We start from the raw sequence: 25,063 nt of genomic DNA, 5'->3' as shown, positions 1-25,063 counted from the left end.
AGGAAAGAGGTTTAGTATGATGAAAAAAGAATTTTGGTTTGTTGTTGGTTCACAGCATTTATACGGGGAAGAAGCGTTGGCAGAAGTTAAAGCACATGCACAAGAAATGACGGATGCCCTAAATGAAAGTGGTATTCTGCCATATCCACTCGTATTACAGGACCTAGCGGTTAGTGCAGATAAAATCACAAACATCATGAAAGAGATCAATTATCGTGATGAAGTTGCTGGTGTCATCACATGGATGCATACATTCTCACCTGCAAAAATGTGGATTCGTGGCACAAAATTATTACAAAAACCATTACTTCATTTAGCCACTCAATATAATGAAAGCATTCCTTGGTCAACCATTGATATGGATTTTATGAATCTAAACCAAGCAGCCCACGGTGACCGTGAATATGGTTTTATCAATGCTCGTTTAAAGAAACAAAACAAAGTGGTTGTCGGTTACTGGCAACGCTCTGAGGTACAAAAGCAGATTGCAGATTGGATGGACGTAGCAGTTGCCTATAATGAAAGCTTCAATATTAAGGTTGCACGCTTCGGTGATAACATGCGTAATGTTGCAGTTACAGATGGAGATAAGATTGAAGCACAAATTCAATTTGGCTGGACTGTTGACTACTTTGGTATTGGAGACCTCGTTCAATATGTGAATAGTGTTACAGAAGAAGAAATTAATGCATTGTTTGCAGAATATGAAGAGCTTTATGAATTTGATCATGGTACATATAGTAAAGAAGATTGGGAAGCTAGTGTAAAAGTACAAGCGAGCTACGAAATTGCAATTAAGCGTTTCCTTGATGAAGGTGGATACAATGCCTTTACGTCTAACTTTGAAGATTTACATGGCATGAAACAGCTACCTGGATTAGCCGTTCAACGCTTAATGGCACAAGGATATGGTTTTGCAGGTGAAGGGGATTGGAAGACTGCAGCACTTGACCGTCTACTCAAAGTGATGAGTCATAACCAATCAACTGGCTTTATGGAAGATTACACATATGAATTAGCGGCCGGACAGGAATCAATCCTGCAATCCCATATGCTTGAAGTTGACCCAACTTTGGCAAGTAATAAACCCAAAATTATTGTATCACCACTAGGTATTGGTGACCGTGAAGATCCGGCGCGTTTAGTATTCGATGGTAAAGCAGGAGACGGTGTTGTTGTTTCGATGGCTGACTTTGGTACACATTACAAACTATTAATCAACGAAGTCTCCGCATTCGAACCAACTGTGCCAGCTCCAAATCTGCCAGTCGCACGTGTACTTTGGAACGTGAGACCAAACTTCCAAGACGGTGTTAAAGCTTGGATTGAAAATGGTGGCGGTCACCACACAGTTGTTTCGTTGAATTTAACAACAGATCAAATTGTGACCTATGCAAAACTTGTTGATTTGGACTATGTGGTGATTAAGTAAATTCTCGACTTAAGGAGAAAACTCTGCTTTGGTTTGATGTAATAATGGAATAGATAGACATTTAACATTTAACTCAGGTTCCAAGGACGATTCCTAGGAGCCTTTTTTACATTATTTTCAAAAGAAAAAACAACAGAGCGATTATACAATGAACATCTTTCAATCTATGAGGCAATTGTAACGAGAAAGGTAGATGAAAAAGTGCAATGTGTTGAAACGACAGAAGCCGACTATCTTATCGGAGCAGATGGGGGCTGCCTTATGAATATTGGCGGAAGAACTAACAGACAAGGTAAACCAATAAAAGTTTTACATATCGCTGAAGTATTAAACTATCGAACTAAGGGAGGGGAGAAATCAGCATTTCCTTCGTTTGTTACGAGAGTAATCGAAACTAGTCGGAATGTTAACAAGAAGTGCTGTTGGTCAAAAATTAACAAGCTATATCACGACGTTAACTGGTCCCCGTGAAGAGGGCGATGTAGATGGACTAGAAGACTTCCATCTTGTCATTGTAGATAACGGTCGTTCGAACAATTATCGGAAACGATAACAACAAATTGGTATATTAGACTTTATTCTAATTAACCATATCGATAGAAGAGCGGACGATACAGTTATTGCAAAGGATCTTAAATCCGACTAAGTTCCATAATTAAGCATAAAAAACAGCTCCTAGGGTTATTCCCCAGGAGCCTTGATGTTCAAGAAGATAGATGTTATTTAAAAAGGTAATTTTTATTTATTATTGGACTTACCTTATATTAATTTTAAGGAATCATCCATGCTAATACATTATTTTGTAGGAACGTAATAATACAGATCATTAATAATAAGAAAAGACTATGCTTAATGGTAAAACGGAACAAGTCTGATTCTTTGCCAGCTAGTCCAACTGCTGCACAAGCAACGGCAATCGATTGTGGGGAAATCATTTTACCAGTTACCCCTCCAGATGAGTTAGCGGCAAGTGCTAGTACCGGGTCCATACCGATGGATGTTGATGTAACCTGTTGCAACTTGGCAAATAGCAGGTTTGCAGATGTATCTGAACCTGTGATGAATACACCGAGCCATCCTAGAACTGGAGCGAAAAAGGCAAAGAGTTGCCCTGTTTTTGCCAAGGTCATTCCAAGAGTTGTACTCATTCCAGAAGCATTTGTTACATATGCGTATCCAACTACAGTAGCAATTGTTAAAATTGGATATTTTAATTCATTCATTGTCTCACCAAATGTTATTGCCCAGTCGCGCCAAGAAATTTGGACAATAAATTTTGTAACAATAGCAGCTAAAAGAATAGCCGTCCCAGCTGCTCCCAAAATTTCAAGCTTGTACAATGCAGCAATTGGTTCCCCAGAAGCACCAATGATTTTGTTGTGCAGCCAAGGAACTTCCGGTTTAAAGGTAAGAGCATGACCAAGAGAGTTTATTGTTTTTAAAATGACATTGGTTCCTTCATAATTCCCAGTTAAAGCAAGTTTGATAGTCGGGATTCCCCAAACAGAAATAAATCCAGTCAAAATTAAAAATGGTGACCATGCTTTGAAAATTTGACCGCCAGAGTATGTGTTCTCTTTCAGTTTTGACGAATTTGCTGACAATGTTGCTGCCATTTCCTGTTCTGCCGAAAAACGATAAATAGTTTTTGGTTTCCAAAATTTCATGAAAATAGCCAATGCAAATAAAGATACCAAAGCAGAAAGAACATCTGGTAATTCAGGTCCTAAAAAGTTGGAAGATAAATATTGTGTTACGGCAAAGGACAAACCAGAAACTAGAATCGCAGGCATAACTTCCAATGCTTTTTTAAAGCCTGCCATTATGACCACAAGATAAAAAGGAATAAAGACGGATAGGAACGGTAACTGTCGGCCTACCATTTTCGAAATCTCAGTAGCAGGTATACCTGTGGGACCTTCCATTGCAATGATTGGAATCCCAATTGCACCGAATGCAACTGGAGCTGTATTAGCGATTAAACAAAGACCAGCTGCATATAAAGGGTTGAATCCAAGGCCAACTAATAATGCAGCCGAAATTGCAACCGGTGCACCAAAACCAGCAGCACCTTCAAGAAATGCCCCGAAAGAAAAGGCTACGAGCAAAGCCTGTATACGTCTATCCTCTGTGATTGATAAGACAGAACTACGAATAATATCAAATTGTCCTGTTTTAACTGTCAGCTTATAAAGAAAAACAGATGTAATGATGATCAAGCCAATTGGTAATACACCATATACGGCTCCTTGTGTTGCTGACATTATAGCTGTAACAGCAGGCATCTTAAATGCGAATACAGCTAGGACTAATGCGATAAGCAAGGTGGTTAACCCGGCTATATGACCCTTCATTCTTTTAATGGCCAAAGCCCAGAAAAAATAAAGAATTGGAATAAGAGCTACGATTGCTGTTAAAGCAAGATTGTCACCAACAACCGTAAAGTTTTGTGTGAATGTCAAAGTGTCTTCCCCCTGTTGTCTTAACTCTTTAAAGTAATCGTTTTCAAGTTTTAGTAGATTTAATAGATATGGTCATCATATGACTATATGATATGATTATATTTATGGATTCCGAAAAAATCAACAAATTTTTTAATATTTTTGTTCTGGGATAAAAATATAAGTATAAGGACTAATGATGTATACTATTTATATTAATGCTAATATTCAATGAGGTGGAAAAGGTTGGAATATAAACATATCAAACCGAAAAAAATATATGAAGAGGTGGAAGAAGCCTTACATACCATGATTTTAACAGGAAAATTAAAGCCGGGTGATAGGCTAGAATCGGTTCAGCAGTTAGCTGAAAATTTTCAAGTTAGCAGATCGGCTATAAGGGAAGCACTGTCCGCTTTAAAGGCGAAGGGATTTATTGATATAAAACAAGGAGAAGGGACTTTCGTCAAGGAATTTGAAGCAAGCAGGTTTTTTATTCCTCTTTCATCTGCCATCCTTATGAATAAAAAGGATGTCGTTCATCTTTTAGAAGTTAGGAAAATTATTGAAACGGGCGTAGCTGTATCTGCGGCAAAAAATCGAAATGAACAAGATCTAAAGGCCATGGCTGAAGCCCTTGATGAAATGAAGGGGATACATGGTGATGGAGAATTAGGTGAGAAAGCAGACTTCAAGTTCCACTTAGCATTATCTGCAGCTTCCCATAATCCATTATTATCGTCTATACTAGATCAAATTTCAGGGCTGATGATTGAAACGATGAAAGAAACAAGACGAATTTGGTTGTTCTCCAAACAAACAGCGATTGAAAAGTTATATCGAGAGCATGTCCAAATATATCAGGCAATCGAAGAAAGAAACCAGGAAAAATCCCGGTTAGCCATGCAAATGCACCTTGAAAATGTGGAAAATATCTTAAGTAAATATTTTCAAGAGACAAATGAAGAATAGTTATAAAAAGTGGAAACGATGTCAATGCTAAGGACATCATTTCCAATCAATAATCTTTTGAAACGATTATTGATTGGGATAAAGTTGCAGCAAGAAGTGTAATACAACATAACCTTACAATTTTGAGAAATCATAGGTTATTTTTAGAAATCTCAAAAATAACCTTCCATAACATAAAAAAAAGTAGTAACATAGGTTTTAATTATAAGGTCATCAGACGACCTGTTCACTTGTTTTACTTAAGGGGGAAAAACCAAAATGAAAGTCACTTTATTTGCTACCTGTCTTGTTGACATGTTTCAAACAAATGTGGGCAAAGCAACGGTTGAGCTATTAGAGCATCTTGGCTGCGAAGTGGAGTTTCCGCGAGATCAGGTTTGCTGCGGACAGCCTGCGTATAATAGCGGATATGTAGAAGAAACGAAGAAAACCATGAAAAAAATGATAGAAACCTTTGAAAATGCAGAGTACATTGTATGTCCATCAGGATCCTGTGCAAATATGTTCCACGAATACAAGGATATTTTTAAAGGAGATCCTGTATGGGAACCAAAAGCAATCGAACTTGCAAAGAAAACATACGAACTCACTCAATTCATTGTAGAAGTTTTAGGTATTACAGATGTTGGTTCAACATTCAAAGGAAAGGTAACCTTTCATACATCCTGTCATATGACGCGACTTTTAGGAGTAAAGGAACCACCAATTAAACTTTTAAAAAATATTGACGGTGTTGAATATGTTGAGCTTCCAGGTAAGGAGAATTGCTGTGGCTTTGGAGGAACCTTCTCTGTAAAAATGGGGCAAATCTCAGAAAAAATGGTAGATGAAAAAGTGCAATGTGTTGAAACGACAGAAGCCGACTATCTCATTGGAGCAGACGGAGGGTGTCTGATGAATATTGGCGGAAGAATTAATAGACAGGGTAAACCAATAGAAGTTTTACATATCGCAGAAGTATTAAACTATCGAAACTAGAGGAGGGGAGAAATAGTGGCATTAAAAACAAGCAATGAAAAATTTAAGTCACGTGTCGAGAAGGAAGTTCAAAACACCTTCATGAGAGGTGCGGTATCAAAAGCCCAGGAAACGATTCAAGGCAGAAAGCAAACGGTTACGGATGAATTGGGGAACTGGGAGGAATGGCGCAACCATGGTGAGGAAATCCGCCAGCATGTCCTCGAAAATTTAGATTATTACCTATATCAATTAAGCGAGCAGGTTTCAAACCGAGGCGGACATGTATTCTTTGCCCAAACCGCTGAAGAAGCAAGTACATACATCAGTGAACTTGCGAAAGAAAAAGAAGCTAAAAGCATTGTTAAAGCGAAATCAATGGTGACGGAAGAAATCAGCTTAAATCAAAAGCTTGAGGAAGCGGGTTGCCGAGTCATTGAAACAGACCTTGGTGAATACATCCTACAAATGGATGATCATGATCCACCATCCCATATCGTTGTACCGGCTTTGCATAAAAACAAAGAACAAATTCGCGATGTATTTGCGAACAAAATGGATTATAAGAATTCGGAAAAACCTGAAGAACTTGCTTTATTTGCAAGAGAATCATTACGCCAAGAGTTTTTACAGGCAGATATGGGGATTACGGGATGTAATTTCGCCGTTGCTGAAACAGGTTCTATTACCCTTGTAACAAACGAAGGAAATGCCGATCTTGTCGCTGCCCTCCCAAAGACACAGGTTGTCGTAATGGGGATGGAACGCCTAGTTCCAACCTTTGAGGAAATGGAAGTACTTGTTGGAATGCTAACTAGAAGTGCTGTTGGTCAAAAATTAACAAGCTATATCACGACACTAACAGGTCCACGTGAAGAAGGCGATGTTGATGGACCAGAAGACTTCCATCTTGTCATTGTAGATAATGGACGCTCAAATATTCTAGGCACGGAATTTCAATCCGTCTTACAATGTATTCGCTGTGCGGCTTGTATTAATGTTTGTCCAGTATATCGTCATGTTGGCGGTCATTCTTATGGATCGATTTATCCAGGCCCAATCGGGGTTGTGTTAACGCCATTACTTGGAGGCTATGATGATCACAAAGAACTTCCATATGCATCAACACTTTGTGGCGCTTGTACGGATGCTTGTCCAGTAAAAATCCCACTTCACCAATTGATCCATAAACATCGTGAAGTGATAGTAGAGAAGGAAGGCCGTGCACCTATCTCTGAAAAGCTATTAATGAAGGCATTTGGTTTTGGAGCATCTTCACCATCTCTTTACCAAATGGGTTCAAAACTCGCACCAACATTAACAAAGCCACTTACTCATGGTGACAAAATCACAAAAGGAGTCGGCATGCTAAAAGAATGGACAGATGTACGCGATTTCCCAGCACCAAACAAAGAAAGATTTAGAGATTGGTTTAACAACCGAGAAAAGGGAGGCAAAGAGTAATGAAAGGAACCATCCAAAATCGCGACGCCTTCCTCGACCAAATAGCGAATCAACTTGGACGGGAACGAAAAACAACATTAACACCACCTATGTGGAAACATAACCCACAGGAAGAAGTATTAAAGGATGCAACCGTAGATGAGTTAGTCGAAGTTTTAAAGCTACAATGTACAAAAATCCATACCGAACTCATCATGACATCAAAATCAAAGCTATCGGAAGACCTAGAGAAGAAAATCAAAGAATTCGGAAACGGACCAATCGTTACCTGGAAGGACGAACGCTTCGAACAATTTGGTCTTCAGCCACTACTAACAGAAAAATTACCTTCTGAGCAGGAGGATGTCTTTGAATGGAATCCTGACTTAGGGAAAGAAAACATCACAAAGGCAGAACAAGCAAACATTGGAATTACCATCAGTGAAATCACATTAGCAGAATCAGGGACCGTTGTGCTATACAGTGGCCCAAATCGTGGAAGAACCATCAGTTTCCTGCCAGCTCACTCAATCGTGATCGTTCCAAAAAGCACAATCGTCCCACGGATGACCCAAGCGGCCAAACTTCTCCGCGAAAAAGTCAAAAACGGTGAGCAGGTTCCTTCTGCGATCAATTTCATCACAGGCCCAAGTAACTCAGCAGATATTGAAATGAATCTTGTTGTGGGTGTGCATGGACCGGTTAAGGCGACTTATATATTGGTGGAGGATTTATAAAGAATGTGCTAACTAGGTAAGGCGGCTCTCATCTTTTTAACAAAAAAGATGGGGCCGCTCTTATTTATATAGTGGCCAATCATTTAAAATGGATGTGAGTTAATTTGCTTTAAATTAAATCATTAGAAAAGGAATTATCCTTTTTCTCTTTTCCTATACTCTGTTGGAGAACAGCCGTTAATCTTTTTAAATAGCCTAGAAAAATAATAAGAATCATCAATACCTAGAGTACTTGCTACTTCCTTTACAGTATAATCTGTTAAATCTAATAGCTGGCATGCACGTTGGATTTTCAACCGCAGGAAATAATCAATTGGAGGAAAGCCTGTTTCTTGTTTAAATAAGTAAGTCAAATGTTGGGTAGATAATCCTGCAATTTTTGCAAGCTCCGGCAGCTTGATGGAAGTATGGATCTTTTCGTTCATATAGTGGATTGTTTTTTCTAAATATAAATCCTTTCTTTCCTCTTGACCGGTACGTTCACTTGCTAAACCGAGAGTACTTAGAAGATATCTCATTGTCTGTGATATTTTAATATGATGAAGCTTTGAATAAGGCTTATCAGAAAGCGATACAAAACACTGATCAAATAAATTGATAAATTTTACAAAATTGTTTAATGGGATCTGTAAAGGACCTTCATTTAAATGAAAACTATTGATAAAAGTTATAACTTCTTCTCCTTTTAAATGAAACCAATAGATACTCCAAGGATTTTGTTCATCTGCTCCATAACGGTGTGGAGTGCCAGCTGGTATCACAATAAACATATGACTTTTTAGTGAAAAGGCCTTTTCATGATTTAATTCCACCCAGCCTTCACCATCCGCACAATAAATTAGAATATGAGTATCGCAAGCTTCCAGACGTTCACGATAATGATATTTTGCATGCGGGTAATAGCCGATATCTGTGACAAAAAAGGGACTTATAAGAGGATGAGTACTGATATCACTCAATACATACTCCGGAAGCACAAGCAGCTTCTCTGACTCAAATCCATCCTGTTTTTTTATCATCGTTTTTCCACATCCTTAACTTTTGAACGAGAGGCACTTTCATGCAAAACTAAAATAGTTTATAAGAAAATATGTAATTAGCTATCCATTGTAATTGTTTTTTATTCATGCTTATTCTATAAAAAAATCAGTATATAGTCCATTAAAAACAGAATTTCATTTATTGTTTGAAAGCGCTTATAGCGTTATAGTATGAGACATCAACAGATCTGAAGTGGGAGGTAACAAAAATGGATCGTACTGTTCGTATATGGGAAGAAAAGCGGGATATCCCAACCTATGGAGTCGGGGAGCCAAATAAGAATCCGATGTTCCTTGAAAAAAGAGTCTATCAAGGGAGCTCGGGGAAGGTCTATCCTCACCCTGTTATTGATAAAATCTATAATGATAAGAAATTAGTAACCTATCAATTCGTTATTTTGGAAAATGAATATGTTCGAATCGAAGTCATGCCAGAAATTGGCGGGAGAATTTATCGTGCACTAGATAAGACGAATAACTATGACTTTGTTTACTATAATCGTGTCATCAAGCCTGCACTGGTTGGTTTAGCGGGTCCATGGATTTCTGGAGGAATTGAATTTAATTGGCCACAGCACCATCGCCCAACTACATTTGGCCCAGTAGGATATCGAATGACTGAAAATGACGATGGCAGTGCGACAGTCTGGGTGAGTGAAATAGATAGAATGTATGGCACGAAGGTCACAGCAGGGTTTACCTTACATCCTGGTAAAGCATATTTGGAGATTTCAGCTCAACTATATAATAGAACCTCAGAACCACAAACCTTTCTTTGGTGGGCTAATCCAGCTGTTGCTGTAAATGATCACACACAATCCGTCTTTCCTCCTGATGTACATGCTGTAATGGATCATGGGAAGCGTGATGTTTCCAAATTTCCAATTGCAACAGGTACTTATTATAAAATGGACTATTCAGAAGGAGTAGATATTTCAAGGTATAAAAATGTCCCTGTTCCAACTTCCTATATGGCTTACAAGTCTAAATATAATTTTGTTGGCGGATACGACCATGGGATGAAAGCAGGTCTGTTGCATGTGGCTAATCATCATATATCGCCAGGGAAAAAGCAATGGACATGGGGAAATGGTGAATTTGGACAGGCGTGGGACAGGAATTTAACAGATGAAGATGGTCCATACATTGAACTTATGACCGGTGTATATACGGATAATCAACCCGACTTCTCATGGCTGCAACCATATGAAGAAAAAACATTTAAACAATATTTCATGCCTTACAAAAATATTGGAGTTGTCAAAAATGCTTCAATAGATGCGGCTGTGAATGTAGAAGTCGATGAATCGTTAAAACGTGCCAAGGTATTAGTTTATGTAACATCTCTCTTTGAAAATCTGGTCATCGAATTAAAGGGTAAAAGCAAAATATATATGAATGAAACAACAACGTTATCTCCGACAAATACGTTTCAGACCGAGGTGCAATTAGAACAAGCAGAGCTATCTCATGATCTATTCATATCTGTAAAAGATCATAAAGGACGTTTATTAATCACCTATCAGCCTGAAGAGAAAAAGGTTGAAGAAATTCCGGATCCTGCAAAGCCACTTCCACTTCCAGAGGAGTTAAAGACAACAGAGGAGCTGTACCTCGCAGGGCTGCACTTAGAGCAATACCGGCATGCAACTTTTGCACCAGAAGATTACTATTTAGAAGGCTTAAAACGGGACCCAAAAGATATTCGGATTAATGTCGCATATGGCGTATTGTTACTACGTCGAGGTTTATTAAGAGATAGTGAAGGCTATTTTCGAAAAGCAATCGAGTCATTAACGTGGCGCAACCCAAATCCTTATGATTCCGAAGCATATTATCAGCTTGGATTAACTCTAAAGTTACAAGGGAAATTAAAGGAGGCCTATGCTAGCTTCTATAAATCAGTTTGGTCTGCTACATGGCAGGATAGTGGTTATTTCTCCCTGGCTCAAATTGACTGTGAAAATAAAGAATACGAGGAAGCGTTAGTTCATATTGAAAAATCATTGATCCGTAATACTCGTAATTATAAGGCACGTAACCTTAAAACAGCCTTATTAAGAAAGAGTCTGCGATTGCAAGAAGCAAAGGCATATGCGAATGAAACAATTAAAAATGATATAGCGGATTTCGGTTCCTATAATGAGCTTTATTTGGTGTTAAAAGAGCAGGGTGAAACCGAAAAGGCAGAGGAAATATTAAAACAGCTTGAACAGTTAATGCGAGGGGATGTACATAACCATTTACATTTATCTGCAGATTATGCGGAAAGTGGACTTTTCGAGGAAGCGATTCAGGTTCTCCAACGTGTGGCAAATACAGAGGGTAACACTTCGTATCCAATGGTACATTACACCTTAGCCTATTTATATGAAAAACTGAATCAAGTAGAAAATGCAGCTATTTATAGACAAAAAGGGAATGCATCATCGCCTGACTACTGTTTTCCAAATTCTTTATTTGAAATGATTGTGTTAGAACAAATCATTGAGATGGAACCACAGGATGATAAAGCGCATTATTATTTAGGAAACTTACTATATGATAAAAAACGACATCTTGAGGCAGTTACGCATTGGGAAATGGCTAAATCAATAAATTCCAATTTTGCTACTGTCCATCGAAACTTAGGATTGGCTTACTTTAATGTACTTAAGCATACTGAAAAAGCACTTTCTTCATTTGAAAAGGCATTCACTTGTAATCAATCTGATGCCCGTTTGTTATTTGAATTGGATCAACTGTACAAAAAACTAGGCTACTCCCCTGAGAAACGCCTGAATCAACTTCAATCATATCTGAATTTGGTTGAAGAGCGGGATGATTTATTTGTTGAGTACATTACACTTTTAAATACGTTAGGAGACTATGAAAAGTCCATTGAACTATTATCTAAACGTATTTTTCACCCTTGGGAAGGTGGAGAAGGGAAGGTAACCGGTCAGTATGTGCTGGCACATGTTGAGCTTGGTAAAAGATATTTAGCAATGGAAAAATATGAGCAAGCTATTCCATTCTTTAATCATGCACTCAATTACCCTCATAATCTTGGAGAAGGTAAATTAGCTGGTGCACAGGAAAACAATATCTATTATTACCTTGGTATTGCTTACGAAAGGCTAGATCAAACCGATCGATCGATTGAATGCTTTACGATTGCATCGTTGGGATTGGAAGAACCTACAAGTGTGATGTACTACTATGATCAGCCACCAGAAATGATTTTTTATCAGGGCTTAGCTTGGCTAAAGTTGAAGAATGTGAAAGAAGCGAAACGACGATTTAATAAACTAGTTGATTATGCAGAAAAACACATATTTGAGGACGTGATCCTTGATTATTTCGCTGTTTCACTACCAGATTTTCTAGTCTTTGAGGATGACCTTAATAAACGAAATCAAGTTCATTGTTTTTATATGAAAGCTCTCGGTTTAATGGGGCTTAATGAATTTGACAATGCCCTAGAACAATTTAAACAAGCCTTACACCTTGACCCATGTCACCAAGGAGCAATGATTCATAAATCATTCATAAAGGAGAAAATCCGTCATGAAAGTATATAGGATTGACGTCAAAAATACGCAAAAAGAGATATACCCGCTCAAAACTAAGCTTAGTGGCTCAAATTTAGCAGGAGAAAGTTATAGCTTTACAAACTACTATATGGAAAAGAATGGTCGACCGTTTTTCGGGATAAGTGGGGAGTTTCACTTCAGCAGATATAACTGTGATCAATGGGAAGATGAGATCATCAAAATGAAAATGGGTGGAATAAATATTATCCCGACTTATATTTTTTGGAACCATCATGAAGAGCAGCAAGGAATTTTTGAATGGGAAGGGAATAAAAACCTCAGAAAATTCGTCGGTCTATGTGGCAAGCACAGCTTAGGTGTGATTTTGAGGATTGGACCATTTTCCCATGGTGAGGCAAGAAATGGCGGTATTCCTGATTGGCTTTTTGGAAGACCTTTTGAGCTTCGGTCAAATGACCAAGCGTATTTGTCATATGTGGAAAGGTTCTATCAAGAAATTGGCAAACAGGTCCAAGGGTTACTCTTTAAAGAGGGTGGCCCTATCATTGGTACCCAGATCGAGAATGAGTATGAACATGCAGGTGCACCTTGGGAGATAACAAATGGAACAAGTAATGAGTGGGTGCCGGCAGGCAGGGATGGAGAAGCTCATATAATTAAACTAAAGGAATTAGCTAACCAAGCCGGAATTCAAACTCCAATCTACACGAGTACTTCCTGGGGAGGAGCAGCAGCACCTGTTGATGAGGTTCTGCCCCTATGGGGCGGATACGCTTTTTGGCCATGGATTTTTTATGGAGATGTGAGCGAACACCCTGCTACACCAGAATTTATTTATAGAGACTATCATAATGACCAACAGAAAAGCTATGGGTTTGATCCGGATTATCGTCGTGAGAGTCTTCCATTTGCTTGCTGTGAAATGGGAGGCGGAATGACTGTCTTTTATAAATATAGATTCAAGCTGCCATATGAAAGTGTTGACGCCATGGCAGGAATGAAGGTCGCTGGAGGATGTAATTTTGTAGGTTACTATGTGTTTCACGGTGGTTCAAATCCGAAGGGTAAAAAGACGCCGTTCTTGAATGAAAATGCTACACCAAAAATATCCTACGACTATCAAGCTCCGATTGGAGAATTTGGACAAGTGAGAGAGTCTTATAAAAGATTGAAGCGTCAACATTATTTCTATGAAAGTGTAGAGGAGAGCTTTTGCCAAACCAAAACACTCCTGCCATACGATACGAAAGATATGGACCCATATGATATTGAAACATTAAGATTTGCTGTAAGAGCACATAAAGATTCTGGTTTTGTTTTTATTAATAATTATCAGGATCATGTTAAAACACAGGACCAAAAAGACTTTGCTATCAAAGTGAACCTAGAGAATGAAGAGATTCTGCTTCCTAAATCAGGCAGTATGTCGTTAGCAAAGGATGAAAGCTGTATTCTTCCATTTAACCTGGATTTGCAAGGACTTACCCTTACATATTCAACTACTCAATTACTTACAAGCATCGAACATGAGGGTGAGACATACTTTTTCTTCTTTACTCCAAAAGGAATGAAGGGTGAGTATTATTTTAAAAGTGATGATATCCAAGCAGTTAGTGCAGATCATGCGAATATCATTTCTGATGAAAATATGTTGATACAAGTAAGTAATGAGGAGATTAGTCTAGTTGATATCACGTTAAAATCGGGTAAGAGACTTCATATTTGTACGTTGACACATGAACAAAGCTTAAACTTTTGGAAGTTTCGAATTAAAGGGAAAGAACAAATTTTCATTACGAATGTAACCTTACTTGTAGAAGAAGAAAAGATAAGGGTGGAAAGTAAAGGTAATGAGATTATTGAGATTCTATCATTCCCATGCTTGAATGAGACGATTAAAATCGCCGGTGCGGAAATAGCTGGTTCAGGTAATCATGTCATATTCAAGGAATTTAAGAAAACGGTACGAACAGCCCATTCAGAATTAGAGGTTAGTATGGTCACTCAAAATAAAGCAGAGATTCATTTTGAACCCGAGGCTTTTGAAGATGTAAAAGAACTTCTACTTCAAATTGAGTATGCCGGTGATATTGGGTATGCGTTTATCGATGGGGAGTTAATTCATGATAATTTTTGTAATCATGATACATGGGAAATCGGCCTGTCTCAGCATAAAAAAGACCTATTAGAAAAAGGAATGTATGTTTATATTTCTCCATTAAAAGAAGGCAGCTTTGTGAAGAGTGATTCACCAATGGCAGCAAGGGCTGAGGTGGTCAATAATCAAATTGCTGAAATTAAATCAATTAAGGTTACGGCAATTCGAGAATTTGAAATAGAGTTGTAATCGTATGATAAAAATACAAATGAGGAGGAAATAGGTTGATTAATACGTTGAAAGCAGAGACAAGAAGAAGGCTTTCTTTAAATGGAGAATGGCAGTTTATGCTAGATCCTGAGGAAAAAAATTTAGAAACGGATTTTGGTAATTCTTTAGCGAAATCATCGATAACCGTACCTGGCTCGTGGGAGGAGCAAGGCTTTGGTGAAGCTTCCAGGCATAATCCGATTGGGACTTGGAAAAAGTTGCATGAGTACGTAGGAACAGCATGGTATTCTAGGGAAGTTTTCATCTCTGAAGAATTTAAGAATCAAGAAATGAATTTAGTCATTTCAGGTGCTCGCTGGATGACAAAAGTATGGATCAATAATCATCTTGCTGGAGAAGGCGAAAGTCTTGTAAGTGATCATGTTTTTGATGTAACAGAATTCATTAAAATTGGTGAAACAAATCAAATTGTTATTTATGTTAACAATGAAATGAAATACCCGCTTCATGACAGTCATATTCATTCATACCATACTGCTACAAATTGGGGTGGGATAACTGGCGGAATCTATTTGGAGGGACTTCCGAAAGTAAACATTCAAGATCTGAGGGTTTACCCAAGAATAGAGAAGAAAAACATCGAGATTGAAATGAATCTGAAAAATAATCATTTACTAAGTTCAGACAGCTATCTGTCCATTCAAATCCTTAAAAAGGATGGAGGGGTTGTTCACGAAGTTCAAACCTCTATTGATCCTTTACATGATAAACAACACCTGACAATTGACTTATGGAAGGATGTTATTTATTGGGATGATCGTAATCCTTATTTCTATCATCTTAAGGTTTCCATGATTGATTCAAGCAATAAGATTGACCAACAAATACGTACCTTGGGGATTAGATCAATCCATACAAAAGGCAAACAAATTCTAGTAAATGGTGTGCCAAAATTCTTAAGAGGGTATGTTGATTGCTGTATCTTCCCGCAAACAGGTTATCCAAGCTGGAAAAAGGAAGATTATATCAAGCAATTTACGACCGTGAAACAATACGGTTTTAATCATGTGAGGTTACATGGATGGACCCCGCCAAAACCGTTTTGGGAAGCAGCAGATGAGGAAGGAATGTTAGTACAAACAGAGCTGCCACATTGGTCAGGGATTTATAAGAACAGAGAGAAAGAGCCAGATAAGGATGTGCATGACTTTCTAACGAGAGAGTTATATAGGTTAATGGAATCATTAAACGAGCATCCTTCATTTGTATTACTGTCACCAGGGAATGAATTAATTAGTCCACAGGGACATGAAAAATTGAATGAAATGGTGAGGCTTTGCAGGACGTTAGATTCAACGAGATTATATACAGATAATACAGGCTTTGGGCGTCTTCCTGCACATGATCGCGAAGGTGACTTTTATATCCCGTCATTAAATGCACATCCTCCATTGAATAATAATTTCGCAGGTACCCCTAATACATTTGAGGATTACAATATCGTAACAATGCAAGAAGATAAGCCAATCCTTGCACATGAGCATGGACAATTCACGATGTATGTCAGACCACAGGAGGCAGATAAATATAAAGGGGTTTTGCGTCCACATTGGTTAGAAACTACAATGGCAACATTGGAAAGGAAAGGGAAACTGAGTCGGATTGACGAATTTATTGAAGCATCTGGAACACTGCAGAAAAGAGCCTATAAGGAAAATATTGAAAGAGCGAGAAGGACATCAGGGCTTTCAGGAATTCAACTATTGGATATACGAGATTTTCCGGGCCAAGGCCATGCAACAACTGGAGTATTGGATGTATTCTGGGATAATAAAGGTACCATTTCACCTGAAAAATTCCGTGAATTTAATGATGAAGTTGTCGTTCTAATGCGATCCTTGAATCGCACATTTTATGCGGGAGAAAAAATAAGGGTTACCATCGATGTTTCGAATTATAGTACGTATTCGTTCCAGAATAGCAAACTAATATGGGAGTTATCGGCCAATCAGCAGGTTATTAAAACTGATTCAATTTCAATAAGTGAAATCATTCCGGGGAATATATCTTCTATTGGTGTGATTGAAGTGGATACACCTGCAAATTGTAGCCAGTCCCTTCGTTTAGCGGTCAAGCTTTTGGGGGTTGATAAAACTATTGAAAATGAATGGGAGTTTTGGACATATAAAAGACCAACTCTTCATAAGAATACAAGCGGAATTTGGACAGATGTTCCTAAATTAGGAATATCACTCTATGGAGCAAAATTCACAGGAAAAATAGGCTTTGATGGCTTTAGCTATAAGGAAGAAAAGGATATTGATCTAGCAATATCTGATCATTTGTCAACAGAGCTTTTGCAATTTTTGCTTGACGGAGGGAAAGCATGGATTATTGCTGAGGAAGGGAATCAATTTGACGAAGTGAAAACGAGGTTTCTGCCAATCTTTTGGAATTATATTTGGTTCCCGGCACAAATCGGTACAACCATGGGTATGATCATTCATGATCATCCATCACTTGGAAATTTCCCTCATGATGGACGATCAAATTGGAATTGGTTCCATCTGGTGGATCGAGCAACAGCTATCAATTTGGAAACAGTTCCACAAATTAAACAGATTGTGGAAGTAATTGATAACCACAACCGTGGAAAAGATTTAGCCTACTCGTTTGAAACAAAAGTAGGAGAAGGGAAGCTGTATGTATCTACCTTCAAAATCTTAGAAAATCTGAAACGACCGGAAGTAGAGTTCTTACTGCATGATCAAATCCATTACCTTATGAGTGACCAGTTTAACCCAACCTCAAATCTTACCGTCGGGGAACTGCTTGGCTTATTTAAATTAAAAGGAAATTGGTAAAAAAATCCACGATTAAGAGCACAATGAGGAAAGGCGGTTTCTCTTTTTCTATGTTTCGTAAATAGAAAGGGAACCGCCTTACTCTTTTGACTAAAAATGACGAAAATGGAATTAATAATGTGGAAAATATTGAATGAGGGGTGTCCAATAAGCCTTGCTATTGGGCCCTCTTTTTTTTAGGAAATCCGGCAAATAAGGATAATAAAAAATACAAATAAAGTTATATATTAAAATACTAGTTATAGTAAAATACTATTATAGAAAACGTTATCAAACACAACGGTCTTCTTTTTTTGATTATTAAAGTAAGCGATTACCAATAACGCTTACATAAGAAGGAGGAACAAAATGATTAGAAAAGCATTTGTCATGACTGTTTATCCTGACATGCATGAAGAATATGAAAAACGTCATAACGAAATTTGGCCAGAGATGGTGGAAGAACTGCGTAACCATGGGGGAAAGAACTATTCCATATTCTTGGATAAAGATACCAATACGTTATTTGGGTACATTGAAATTGAAGATGAGGAAAAGTGGAAGCAAATGGCGACAACTGAAATCAACCAATAGTGGTGGAAGTTCATGGAGCCAGTCATGGAAACAAATCCAGATTCAAGCCCTGTTTCAAAGGATCTAAAAGAAGTATTCCATATGGATTAAATCATTCAACAGGAGGAAGGCAAATGGCAACTAGAAAAATTGGTGCTAAGAAAACGACTGGCTGGAAAGCTACAATATCCGTTGCAATGGCTAATTATATTGAAGCCGGTTCCATTATTGCAGCTGCAAGTAGCTTAACACTTTGGCAAGCATACTTGAATATTGACAATATCGGTGTGGGACTATTAAGTGCCTTAAGTGCGAACGCATTTGGTGCAGCAATCGGGGCATTAATTGGCGGCCCTTTAACAGATAAGTTTGGAAGAAAGTTTATATTTACTTATGATTTATTACTTTATATGGTCGGCGTCTTATTGATTGCGCTTTCCTTTAGTTTCCCAATGCTATTAATCGGAACGATCATCACTGGTATTGCAGTTGGTGCAGGTGTTCCAGTATCTTGGACATATATTGCGGAAGAATCACCAAAAGATAAACGTGCTGCACACGTAGGAACGGCTCAACTGGCATGGTCAATTGGTCCAATGATTACCTTTTTCCTTGCCGTAGTACTAGCACCGCTTGGATTATTAGGTTCAAGATTAATATTTATTCATTTACTGATTGTCGCTGGAGTAACTTGGTATTTACGCCAAGGGCTAGATGAATCAAAAATGTGGGAAGAACAACAGGCACAAGATAAAAAAGACGCTGCCCTTGGAAAAGAAAAGGGTAATACATTTAAAGAACTTTTCACACTAAAAGTAAATCGCCAAGCATTATTTTTACTAATAGGTATCTATTTGTTCTGGAATTTAACCGCAGGTGCTATGGGCTATTTCATGCCATACATCTATGAGAATGTTGGTGGATTAAGCACAGGCCAAGCAAATATGCTTCAAGCATTTTTATGGATGTTTACAGTTCTTGTAACCTATTTCGGATTTATGAAACTGGCGGATAAAGTTAGCAGAAGAATGTTATTTGGTGTAGGTGCTGCAATGGGGCTCGTTGCTTGGATTATCTTAACCTTTATGCCAATGACTTGGCCTACATTAATCATATTTGTTATTCTATGGGGTTCTTCAGCGGGAATTGGTGCACAAGCCTTCTATGCACTATGGACAAGTGAACTTTTCCCAACCCGCTACCGGGCTAGTGCACAAGGAACCATGTATTTTATTGTTCGTACCGGAATTGCCATTTATTCTTTCATTCTACCAACCTTAATGTTGACATTAGGATTTAAGGTTGCTGGAATCGTGATGATAACGTTCTTAGCTATTCATTTGGTAATTGGAATTGCGTTAGCACCGAATACTCAAGGGAAGACTTTAGAACAAATTGAAGAAGAGCGGTATGGAAATCCTAATGATAATGGAAACAAAAAGGTTAGCAACTTTAACTAGGTTTGTTTGAGTAGTGAAAACTCCGATCTGAATTCGGAGTTTTCTTCGTTAATGGTTTTACACTTCCTTTTAATAAAAACAAACATAAACAAATATTTAAATTTTATATTCAAAAATAAACAAATATATATTATAATAAAACACAGGATAATTAATTTTAAAAACGGAGGAATTCAAATGGTACAAAATTATTGGGATTCAAATAAAGCATCGCAAATAGAAAAAGGTGTAGATGAATTAGTATACCGTTCAAATTTAATCGGTTCTGACCGTGCTGTATGTAACTGGGGCGGTGGAAATACATCCATGAAAACAATTGAAAAGGATTTCCGTGGCCGTGATGTTGAAGTGATGTGGGTAAAAGGAAGCGGTTCTGACCTAGCAACAATGAAAGCACATAATTTCACTGGTTTACGTTTAGACGATATTCGTCCATTAATCGAACGTGATGAAATGTCTGATGAAGATATGGTTGCATACCTATCACATTGCATGATCGACAGCAAACATCCAAGAGCATCAATCGAAACATTATTACATGCATTCCTGCCATTCAAACAAGTGGACCACACACATCCAGACGCAATCATCAGCATCTGCTGTGCAGACAATGGAAAGCAAATCGCAGAAGAGATCTTTGGAAACCGTTTTGTTTGGGTTCCATATGTACGCCCTGGCTTCACACTATCAAAGATGATTGCTGAAGGTGTAAAAAACAATCCAAATGCTGAGCTAGTATTAATGGAAAAGCATGGCCTTGTAACATGGGGTGAAACCTCTGAAGAATCTTACGCAAAAACAATCGAAATCATTAACGAAGCAGAGAGCTATATCAACTCTAAGGTGGATGAAGCATCCGTATTTGGCGGTCAAAAATATGAAGCTCTTACTGATGAAGAAGCAACTAGTATTCTAGCAAAAGTAATGCCAGTAATTCGTGGAGCGGTAAGCGAAGAAAAGAAAATGCTTTTAACCTATGACCGTGGTGAAGATGTCCTGCAATTTGTAAACAGCCACAATGCACCAGAGCTATCACAAATCGGTGCGGCATGTCCAGACCACCTTGTTCATACAAAAATGACACCACTTTATGTACAATGGGATCCACAAACGAAAGACGTTGAAGCTCTAATCTCTGCTATCAAAGAGGGTGTAGAAAGCTTTAAAGCTTCTTATAAAGAATACTTTGAGCGCAATAAAAACGAAGGCGACAAAATGTTTGAGCCTGCACCAAGAGTAATCTTAATTCCTGGATTAGGTATGGTGAACACAGGTAAAGACGTAAATAATTCAAGAGTAAGTGGCGCATTATACCATCGTGCAATTGCCGTTATGAAGGGCTCTACGACTCTAGGAAGCTTTGTTTCTTTAAGTGAAAATGAATCTTATAATGTAGAATATTGGCCATTGGAATTATATAAATTAACTCTTGCTCCAGCTGAAGCTGAATTTTCAAGAAAGGTAGCATTCATCACTGGCGGTGCTGGTGGTATTGGTAGTGAAACAGCTCGTCGCCTCGTATCTGAGGGTGCACATGTTGTTCTTGCTGACCTTAATCTTGAAGGCGCAGAAAAAGTGGCAGCTGAAATTAACGAAACTTTCGGTGCAAATCGTGCACTTGCAGTAAAAATGGACGTAACAAAAGAAGAAATGGTTCAAGCAGCATTTGATCAAGCAGCCCTAAACTTTGGTGGTGTCGACACAATCGTGAACAATGCGGGTCTTGCTACATCAAGCCCAATTGACGAAACAACTCTTCAAGAGTGGAACTTGAATATGAATGTATTAGGTACTGGTTATTTCCTAGTTGCTCGTGAAGCATTCAAGCAAATGAAACAACAGGGTGTCGGTGGAAACATGGTATTCGTTGGTTCTAAAAACTCTGTATATGCAGGTAAAAATGCAGCTGCATATAGCTCAGTAAAAGCACTTGAAACACATCTTGCACGTTGTATTGCTGCTGAAGGTGGAGAATATGGCATTCGCGTAAACTCTGTACTGCCAGATGCTGTACTTCAAGGTTCAGCGATTTGGGGTTCAAGATGGCGTGAAGAACGTGCGGCAGCATACGGAATTGACCCAGACCAATTAGAAGAACACTATCGCAAACGTACAACATTACTAGTAAACATCTATCCATCTGATATTGCGGAAGCAATCGCATATTTCGCATCATCAAAATCAGATAAAACAACAGGATGTATGTTAACTGTTGACGGTGGAGTACCAGCAGCATTTACAAGATAAATAATACAAATCGGAAGAGGTCATTCAATGGCCTCTTTTGTTATGTGGTATACTAAAAATTAAATTCGAGTAAATGAGAGTGAACGTATGAATACCGAACTTCTTGAAGAATTGATGAAAATTTCAGATGAAGAAAGAGCTATTCTCGAAGAAAGACCTGAGGTTATCAAGGATCTCTATACAAACCAAAACAACTTTGTAATTGAAAGCGATAAATTTCTTGGTGATGATTCTTTAATCATGGTTCGTAAGCATACTCGCTTTGTAGATTTTCCAAAGCATAAGCATGATTACATTGAGGTGAATTATGTTTATCATGGACAGTTAAAACAGACTGTTGGCAATGAACCACTCACATTAAAAAAGGGAGAATTGTTGTTTTTAAATCAACATATTGAGCATGAAATTGAAGCAAGCGCCAAGGAAGATATCATCATCAATTTCATTATCAAACCTGAATTTTTTGATTTTATTTTTTCATTTATTTCGGCTGATAATACGATTACGAAGTTTATTTTCAGTAGTCTATTTAATAACTCGGGGAGCGGACAATTCCTTTATTTCATGGTTTCAGAAGTTGAAAGTATTCAGGAATTAGTTCAAAAGATAATCGAAGAAATTATAAACCCCTCAAACCTATCAGAGTCGACAATTAAGCTCTACATGGGTCTATTGCTAATTGAACTGATTAAGAATGTAGACAAGGTTAAGCATAATGAAGAAAATGAATCATCCGAATATCTCATTGTTGAATCATTAAAATATATTGATCAGTACTATCGTACAGCTTCATTATATGATTTGTCGGAAAAACTAAATCAAACCCATTATTCCTTAAGTAAAACAATAAAAAAAGCCACAAAATTAACCTTCAAGGAGCTTCTGCAAGAAAGAAGACTTCTAAAAGCAAAAGAGCTGCTTGAACACACAATCATACCAGTAACCCAAGTAGCAGAAGAAATCGGCTATGATAATATAAGTTATTTTTACCGAATCTTTAAAAATAAATATGGCGTTACACCAAAACGATTTAGAGAGCAATCTGAAAGGTAGCATTTATTCGCATGATTTAAGGGGGATACATACTTTGGATAAAAAATACTTAGATTTATTGGCTGAAAAATATGATAGTGAAGAAAAAGTGGTTACGGAAATTATCAATTTGGAAGCTATTCTTAATCTGCCAAAGGGAACCGAACATTTTGTCAGTGATTTGCATGGGGAGTACCAATCTTTTCAACATGTACTAAGGAATGGATCTGGGAGAGTAAAAGAGAAAATAGAAGAACTATTTAAGGATGTATTATCTGAGAAAAATATCAATGAATTGACGACATTGGTTTATTATCCGGAAGAGAAATTACAGTTAATTAAGAATAGCATCGATAATAAGCAGGATCTACAAGGATGGTATGCTGAAACCATTGATCAATTGATCAAGCTCATCTCTTTTGCATCTTCCAAATATACACGCTCGAAATTACGTAAAGCATTACCTGAACAGTTTGTTTATATAATCGAAGAATTATTATACAAAACGGAAGAAGAATCCATTAATAAAAAGCCTTACTACACTAAAATTGTTCAGCAAATTATATCTCTTAATCAGGCTGACAAACTTATTATTGGTCTTGCATATTGTACGCAGAGATTGGTTGTGGACCATCTTCATGTAGTGGGAGACATTTATGATCGTGGACCTGAGCCCCATCGAATTATGGACACACTTATAAACTACCATTCTGTTGATATTCAGTGGGGGAATCATGATGTATTATGGCTAGGTGCGTTTGCCGGTTCCAAGGTTTGCCTAGCTAATATTCTCCGTATCTGTGCTCGGTATAATAATTTGGATATTATTGAAGATGTGTACGGAATCAATCTTCGACCACTATTAAATTTAGCTGAGAATTACTATAAGGATAATTCGGCTTTCAAACCAAAGAAAACCTCTGGAAATAATCTATCAGAGGAAGAAGAATTACAAATCACAAAAATTCATCAAGCAATTGCCATGATTCAGTTCAAACTTGAAATTCCGATCATTAAAAGACGACCATTCTTTAATATGTCAGAAAGGCTAATGCTTGAGAAAATTGATTATGTCCAAAATGAAATCGTGATTCATGGAAAGACCTATCCACTGGAAAATACCTGCTTTTCCACTGTTAATCTTGAAGATCCAAGTGAATTGTTACCGGAAGAACAGCAAGTAATGGATAAATTATTATTTTCTGTCCAGCATTCGGAAAAATTAGCGAGACATATGAATTTCCTTATGAGGAAAGGCAGTCTTTATTTAAAATATAATGATAACTTATTAATACATGGCTGTATTCCTTTAGATGACAAAGGAAATATGGAAAAAATGGTGATTGAAAATACAATGTATGAAGGTCGAGAATTATTGGATGTGTTTGAACATCATTTGCGACACGCTTTTGCACATCCGCAAAGAACCGATGATCTTTCGACAGATATGGTCTGGTATTTATGGACAGGCGAATATTCATCCCTCTTTGGCAAAAGGGAAATGACAACCTTCGAAAGGTATTTTATTAAAGATAAAGAGACTCATAAAGAGAAAAAGAATCCATATTACTATTTACGCGAAAAGGAAGAAATCTGCCGTAAAATTTTAACAGAATTTAACTTAAATCCCGATCATGGCCATATCATAAATGGGCATACACCAGTTAAGGAAATTGAAGGGGAAGACCCGATTAAAGCAAATGGAAAAATGATTGTGATTGACGGAGGCTTCTCAAAAGCCTATCAATCAACTACCGGAATTGCCGGGTATACTTTATTATATAATTCATTTGGCATGAAATTGGTAGCCCATAAACATTTTAATTCCAAAGAAAATGTCCTGCACAATGGCATGGATGTGTTATCCGTGAAAAGATTAGTGGACAAAGTAGTTGAAAGAAAAATGGTGCTGGAAACAAATGTTGGGAAGGAATTATTAGAGGAAGTTTCTGCCTTGAAGAGTTTGATGGAGTATCGGTATATAAAGTAAACAGATAGATTAATAGCAAATTAAGAATCAA

14 protein-coding genes and 3 pseudogenes are annotated in these 25,063 nt (G+C 37.6%); 15 read left to right on the top strand and 2 right to left on the bottom strand.

The annotated features are described in order from the left end of the window. Positions 1-16 precede the first annotated feature (16 nt). The 3 genes and pseudogenes from araA to LKW28_RS02865 form a co-directional block, all read left to right on the top strand. Entirely contained in the window at positions 17-1,432 is a 1,416-nt protein-coding gene (gene araA, locus LKW28_RS02875; protein WP_229138823.1) for an L-arabinose isomerase, read from the top strand. A 174-nt stretch (positions 1,433-1,606) separates the two neighbouring features. Next, positions 1,607-1,771, top strand: a pseudogene (locus tag LKW28_RS02870) (Fe-S oxidoreductase); the annotation flags it as partial. A gap of 55 nt (positions 1,772-1,826) precedes the next feature. Further along, positions 1,827-1,967 (top strand): annotated as a pseudogene (locus LKW28_RS02865) (iron-sulfur cluster-binding protein); the annotation flags it as partial. Between the two features lie 235 nt (positions 1,968-2,202). Here the strand turns inward: LKW28_RS02865 and LKW28_RS02860 are convergent. Then, on the bottom strand, positions 2,203-3,894 hold the full coding sequence (locus tag LKW28_RS02860) for an L-lactate permease (protein WP_229138822.1): 1,692 nt from the start codon (positions 3,892-3,894) through the stop codon (positions 2,203-2,205). Positions 3,895-4,119: 225 nt separating this feature from the next. On the opposite strand from LKW28_RS02860, the gene LKW28_RS02855 reads away from it, so the two are divergent. From LKW28_RS02855 to LKW28_RS02840, 4 genes are all read left to right on the top strand, one after another. Next, entirely contained in the window at positions 4,120-4,845 is a 726-nt protein-coding gene (locus tag LKW28_RS02855) for a FadR/GntR family transcriptional regulator (protein WP_229138821.1), read from the top strand. Between the two features lie 258 nt (positions 4,846-5,103). After that, positions 5,104-5,823, top strand: a complete 720-nt coding sequence (locus LKW28_RS02850; RefSeq protein ID WP_229138820.1) for a (Fe-S)-binding protein — start codon at positions 5,104-5,106, stop codon at positions 5,821-5,823. A gap of 15 nt (positions 5,824-5,838) precedes the next feature. After that, positions 5,839-7,266: a LutB/LldF family L-lactate oxidation iron-sulfur protein gene (locus LKW28_RS02845; RefSeq protein WP_229138819.1), complete on the top strand. Its 1,428-nt coding sequence runs from the start codon at positions 5,839-5,841 to the stop codon at positions 7,264-7,266. Beyond that, entirely contained in the window at positions 7,266-7,982 is a 717-nt protein-coding gene (locus LKW28_RS02840; RefSeq protein ID WP_229138818.1) for a LutC/YkgG family protein, read from the top strand. The genes LKW28_RS02845 and LKW28_RS02840 overlap by 1 nt, the downstream gene beginning before the upstream one ends. A 134-nt stretch (positions 7,983-8,116) precedes the next feature. Here LKW28_RS02840 and LKW28_RS02835 read toward each other — a convergent pair whose 3' ends face one another. After that, on the bottom strand, positions 8,117-9,001 hold the full coding sequence (locus LKW28_RS02835; protein WP_229138817.1) for an AraC family transcriptional regulator: 885 nt from the start codon (positions 8,999-9,001) through the stop codon (positions 8,117-8,119). Between the two features lie 230 nt (positions 9,002-9,231). Here LKW28_RS02835 and LKW28_RS02830 point away from each other — a divergent pair, with 230 nt between their 5' ends. The 8 genes and pseudogenes from LKW28_RS02830 (at position 9,232) to LKW28_RS02795 (ending at position 25,032) form a co-directional block, all read left to right on the top strand. After that, positions 9,232-12,585, top strand: a complete 3,354-nt coding sequence (locus LKW28_RS02830) for a DUF5107 domain-containing protein (RefSeq protein ID WP_229138816.1) — start codon at positions 9,232-9,234, stop codon at positions 12,583-12,585. Then, complete coding sequence (locus LKW28_RS02825; RefSeq protein WP_229138815.1) at positions 12,572-14,905, top strand: beta-galactosidase; 2,334 nt, start codon at positions 12,572-12,574, stop codon at positions 14,903-14,905. Before LKW28_RS02830 ends, LKW28_RS02825 begins: the two co-directional genes overlap by 14 nt. Positions 14,906-14,940: 35 nt before the next feature. Beyond that, complete coding sequence (locus tag LKW28_RS02820; RefSeq protein WP_229138814.1) at positions 14,941-17,751, top strand: glycoside hydrolase family 2 protein; 2,811 nt, start codon at positions 14,941-14,943, stop codon at positions 17,749-17,751. A gap of 348 nt (positions 17,752-18,099) precedes the next feature. Continuing rightward, a pseudogene (gene rhaM, locus LKW28_RS02815) lies at positions 18,100-18,414 on the top strand (L-rhamnose mutarotase). Positions 18,415-18,437: 23 nt separating this feature from the next. Further along, the gene (locus LKW28_RS02810; protein WP_229138813.1) at positions 18,438-19,763 is read left to right on the top strand and encodes an MFS transporter; all 1,326 of its coding nucleotides are present in this window, start codon (positions 18,438-18,440) and stop codon (positions 19,761-19,763) included. Between the two features lie 177 nt (positions 19,764-19,940). Continuing rightward, complete coding sequence (locus LKW28_RS02805; protein WP_229138812.1) at positions 19,941-22,010, top strand: bifunctional aldolase/short-chain dehydrogenase; 2,070 nt, start codon at positions 19,941-19,943, stop codon at positions 22,008-22,010. Between the two features lie 87 nt (positions 22,011-22,097). Continuing rightward, positions 22,098-23,063: an AraC family transcriptional regulator gene (locus tag LKW28_RS02800; protein WP_229138811.1), complete on the top strand. Its 966-nt coding sequence runs from the start codon at positions 22,098-22,100 to the stop codon at positions 23,061-23,063. A gap of 34 nt (positions 23,064-23,097) precedes the next feature. Further along, entirely contained in the window at positions 23,098-25,032 is a 1,935-nt protein-coding gene (locus tag LKW28_RS02795) for a fructose-1,6-bisphosphatase (protein WP_229138810.1), read from the top strand. Positions 25,033-25,063 lie beyond the last annotated feature (31 nt).

Source organism: Bacillus sp. REN16, assembly GCF_020731355.1.
Taxonomy (GTDB): Bacteria; Bacillota; Bacilli; order Bacillales; family Bacillaceae_L; genus Ferdinandcohnia.
Note: the sequence above shows the minus strand (reverse complement) of the source record. Positions and strands in the feature narration are given on the sequence as shown.

Excerpts from the sequence above, each read along its gene's own strand:
- LKW28_RS02840 (WP_229138818.1), top strand. The coding sequence starts at position 7,266 with ATGAAAGGAACCATCCAAAATCGCGACGCCTTCCTCGACCAAATAGCG.
- LKW28_RS02850 (WP_229138820.1), top strand. The coding sequence starts at position 5,104 with ATGAAAGTCACTTTATTTGCTACCTGTCTTGTTGACATGTTTCAAACA.
- LKW28_RS02825 (WP_229138815.1), top strand. The coding sequence starts at position 12,572 with ATGAAAGTATATAGGATTGACGTCAAAAATACGCAAAAAGAGATATAC.
- araA (WP_229138823.1), top strand. The coding sequence starts at position 17 with ATGATGAAAAAAGAATTTTGGTTTGTTGTTGGTTCACAGCATTTATAC.
- LKW28_RS02805 (WP_229138812.1), top strand. The coding sequence starts at position 19,941 with ATGGTACAAAATTATTGGGATTCAAATAAAGCATCGCAAATAGAAAAA.
- LKW28_RS02830 (WP_229138816.1), top strand. The coding sequence starts at position 9,232 with ATGGATCGTACTGTTCGTATATGGGAAGAAAAGCGGGATATCCCAACC.
- LKW28_RS02835 (WP_229138817.1), bottom strand. The coding sequence starts at position 9,001 with ATGATAAAAAAACAGGATGGATTTGAGTCAGAGAAGCTGCTTGTGCTT.
- LKW28_RS02800 (WP_229138811.1), top strand. The coding sequence starts at position 22,098 with ATGAATACCGAACTTCTTGAAGAATTGATGAAAATTTCAGATGAAGAA.
- LKW28_RS02810 (WP_229138813.1), top strand. The coding sequence starts at position 18,438 with ATGGCAACTAGAAAAATTGGTGCTAAGAAAACGACTGGCTGGAAAGCT.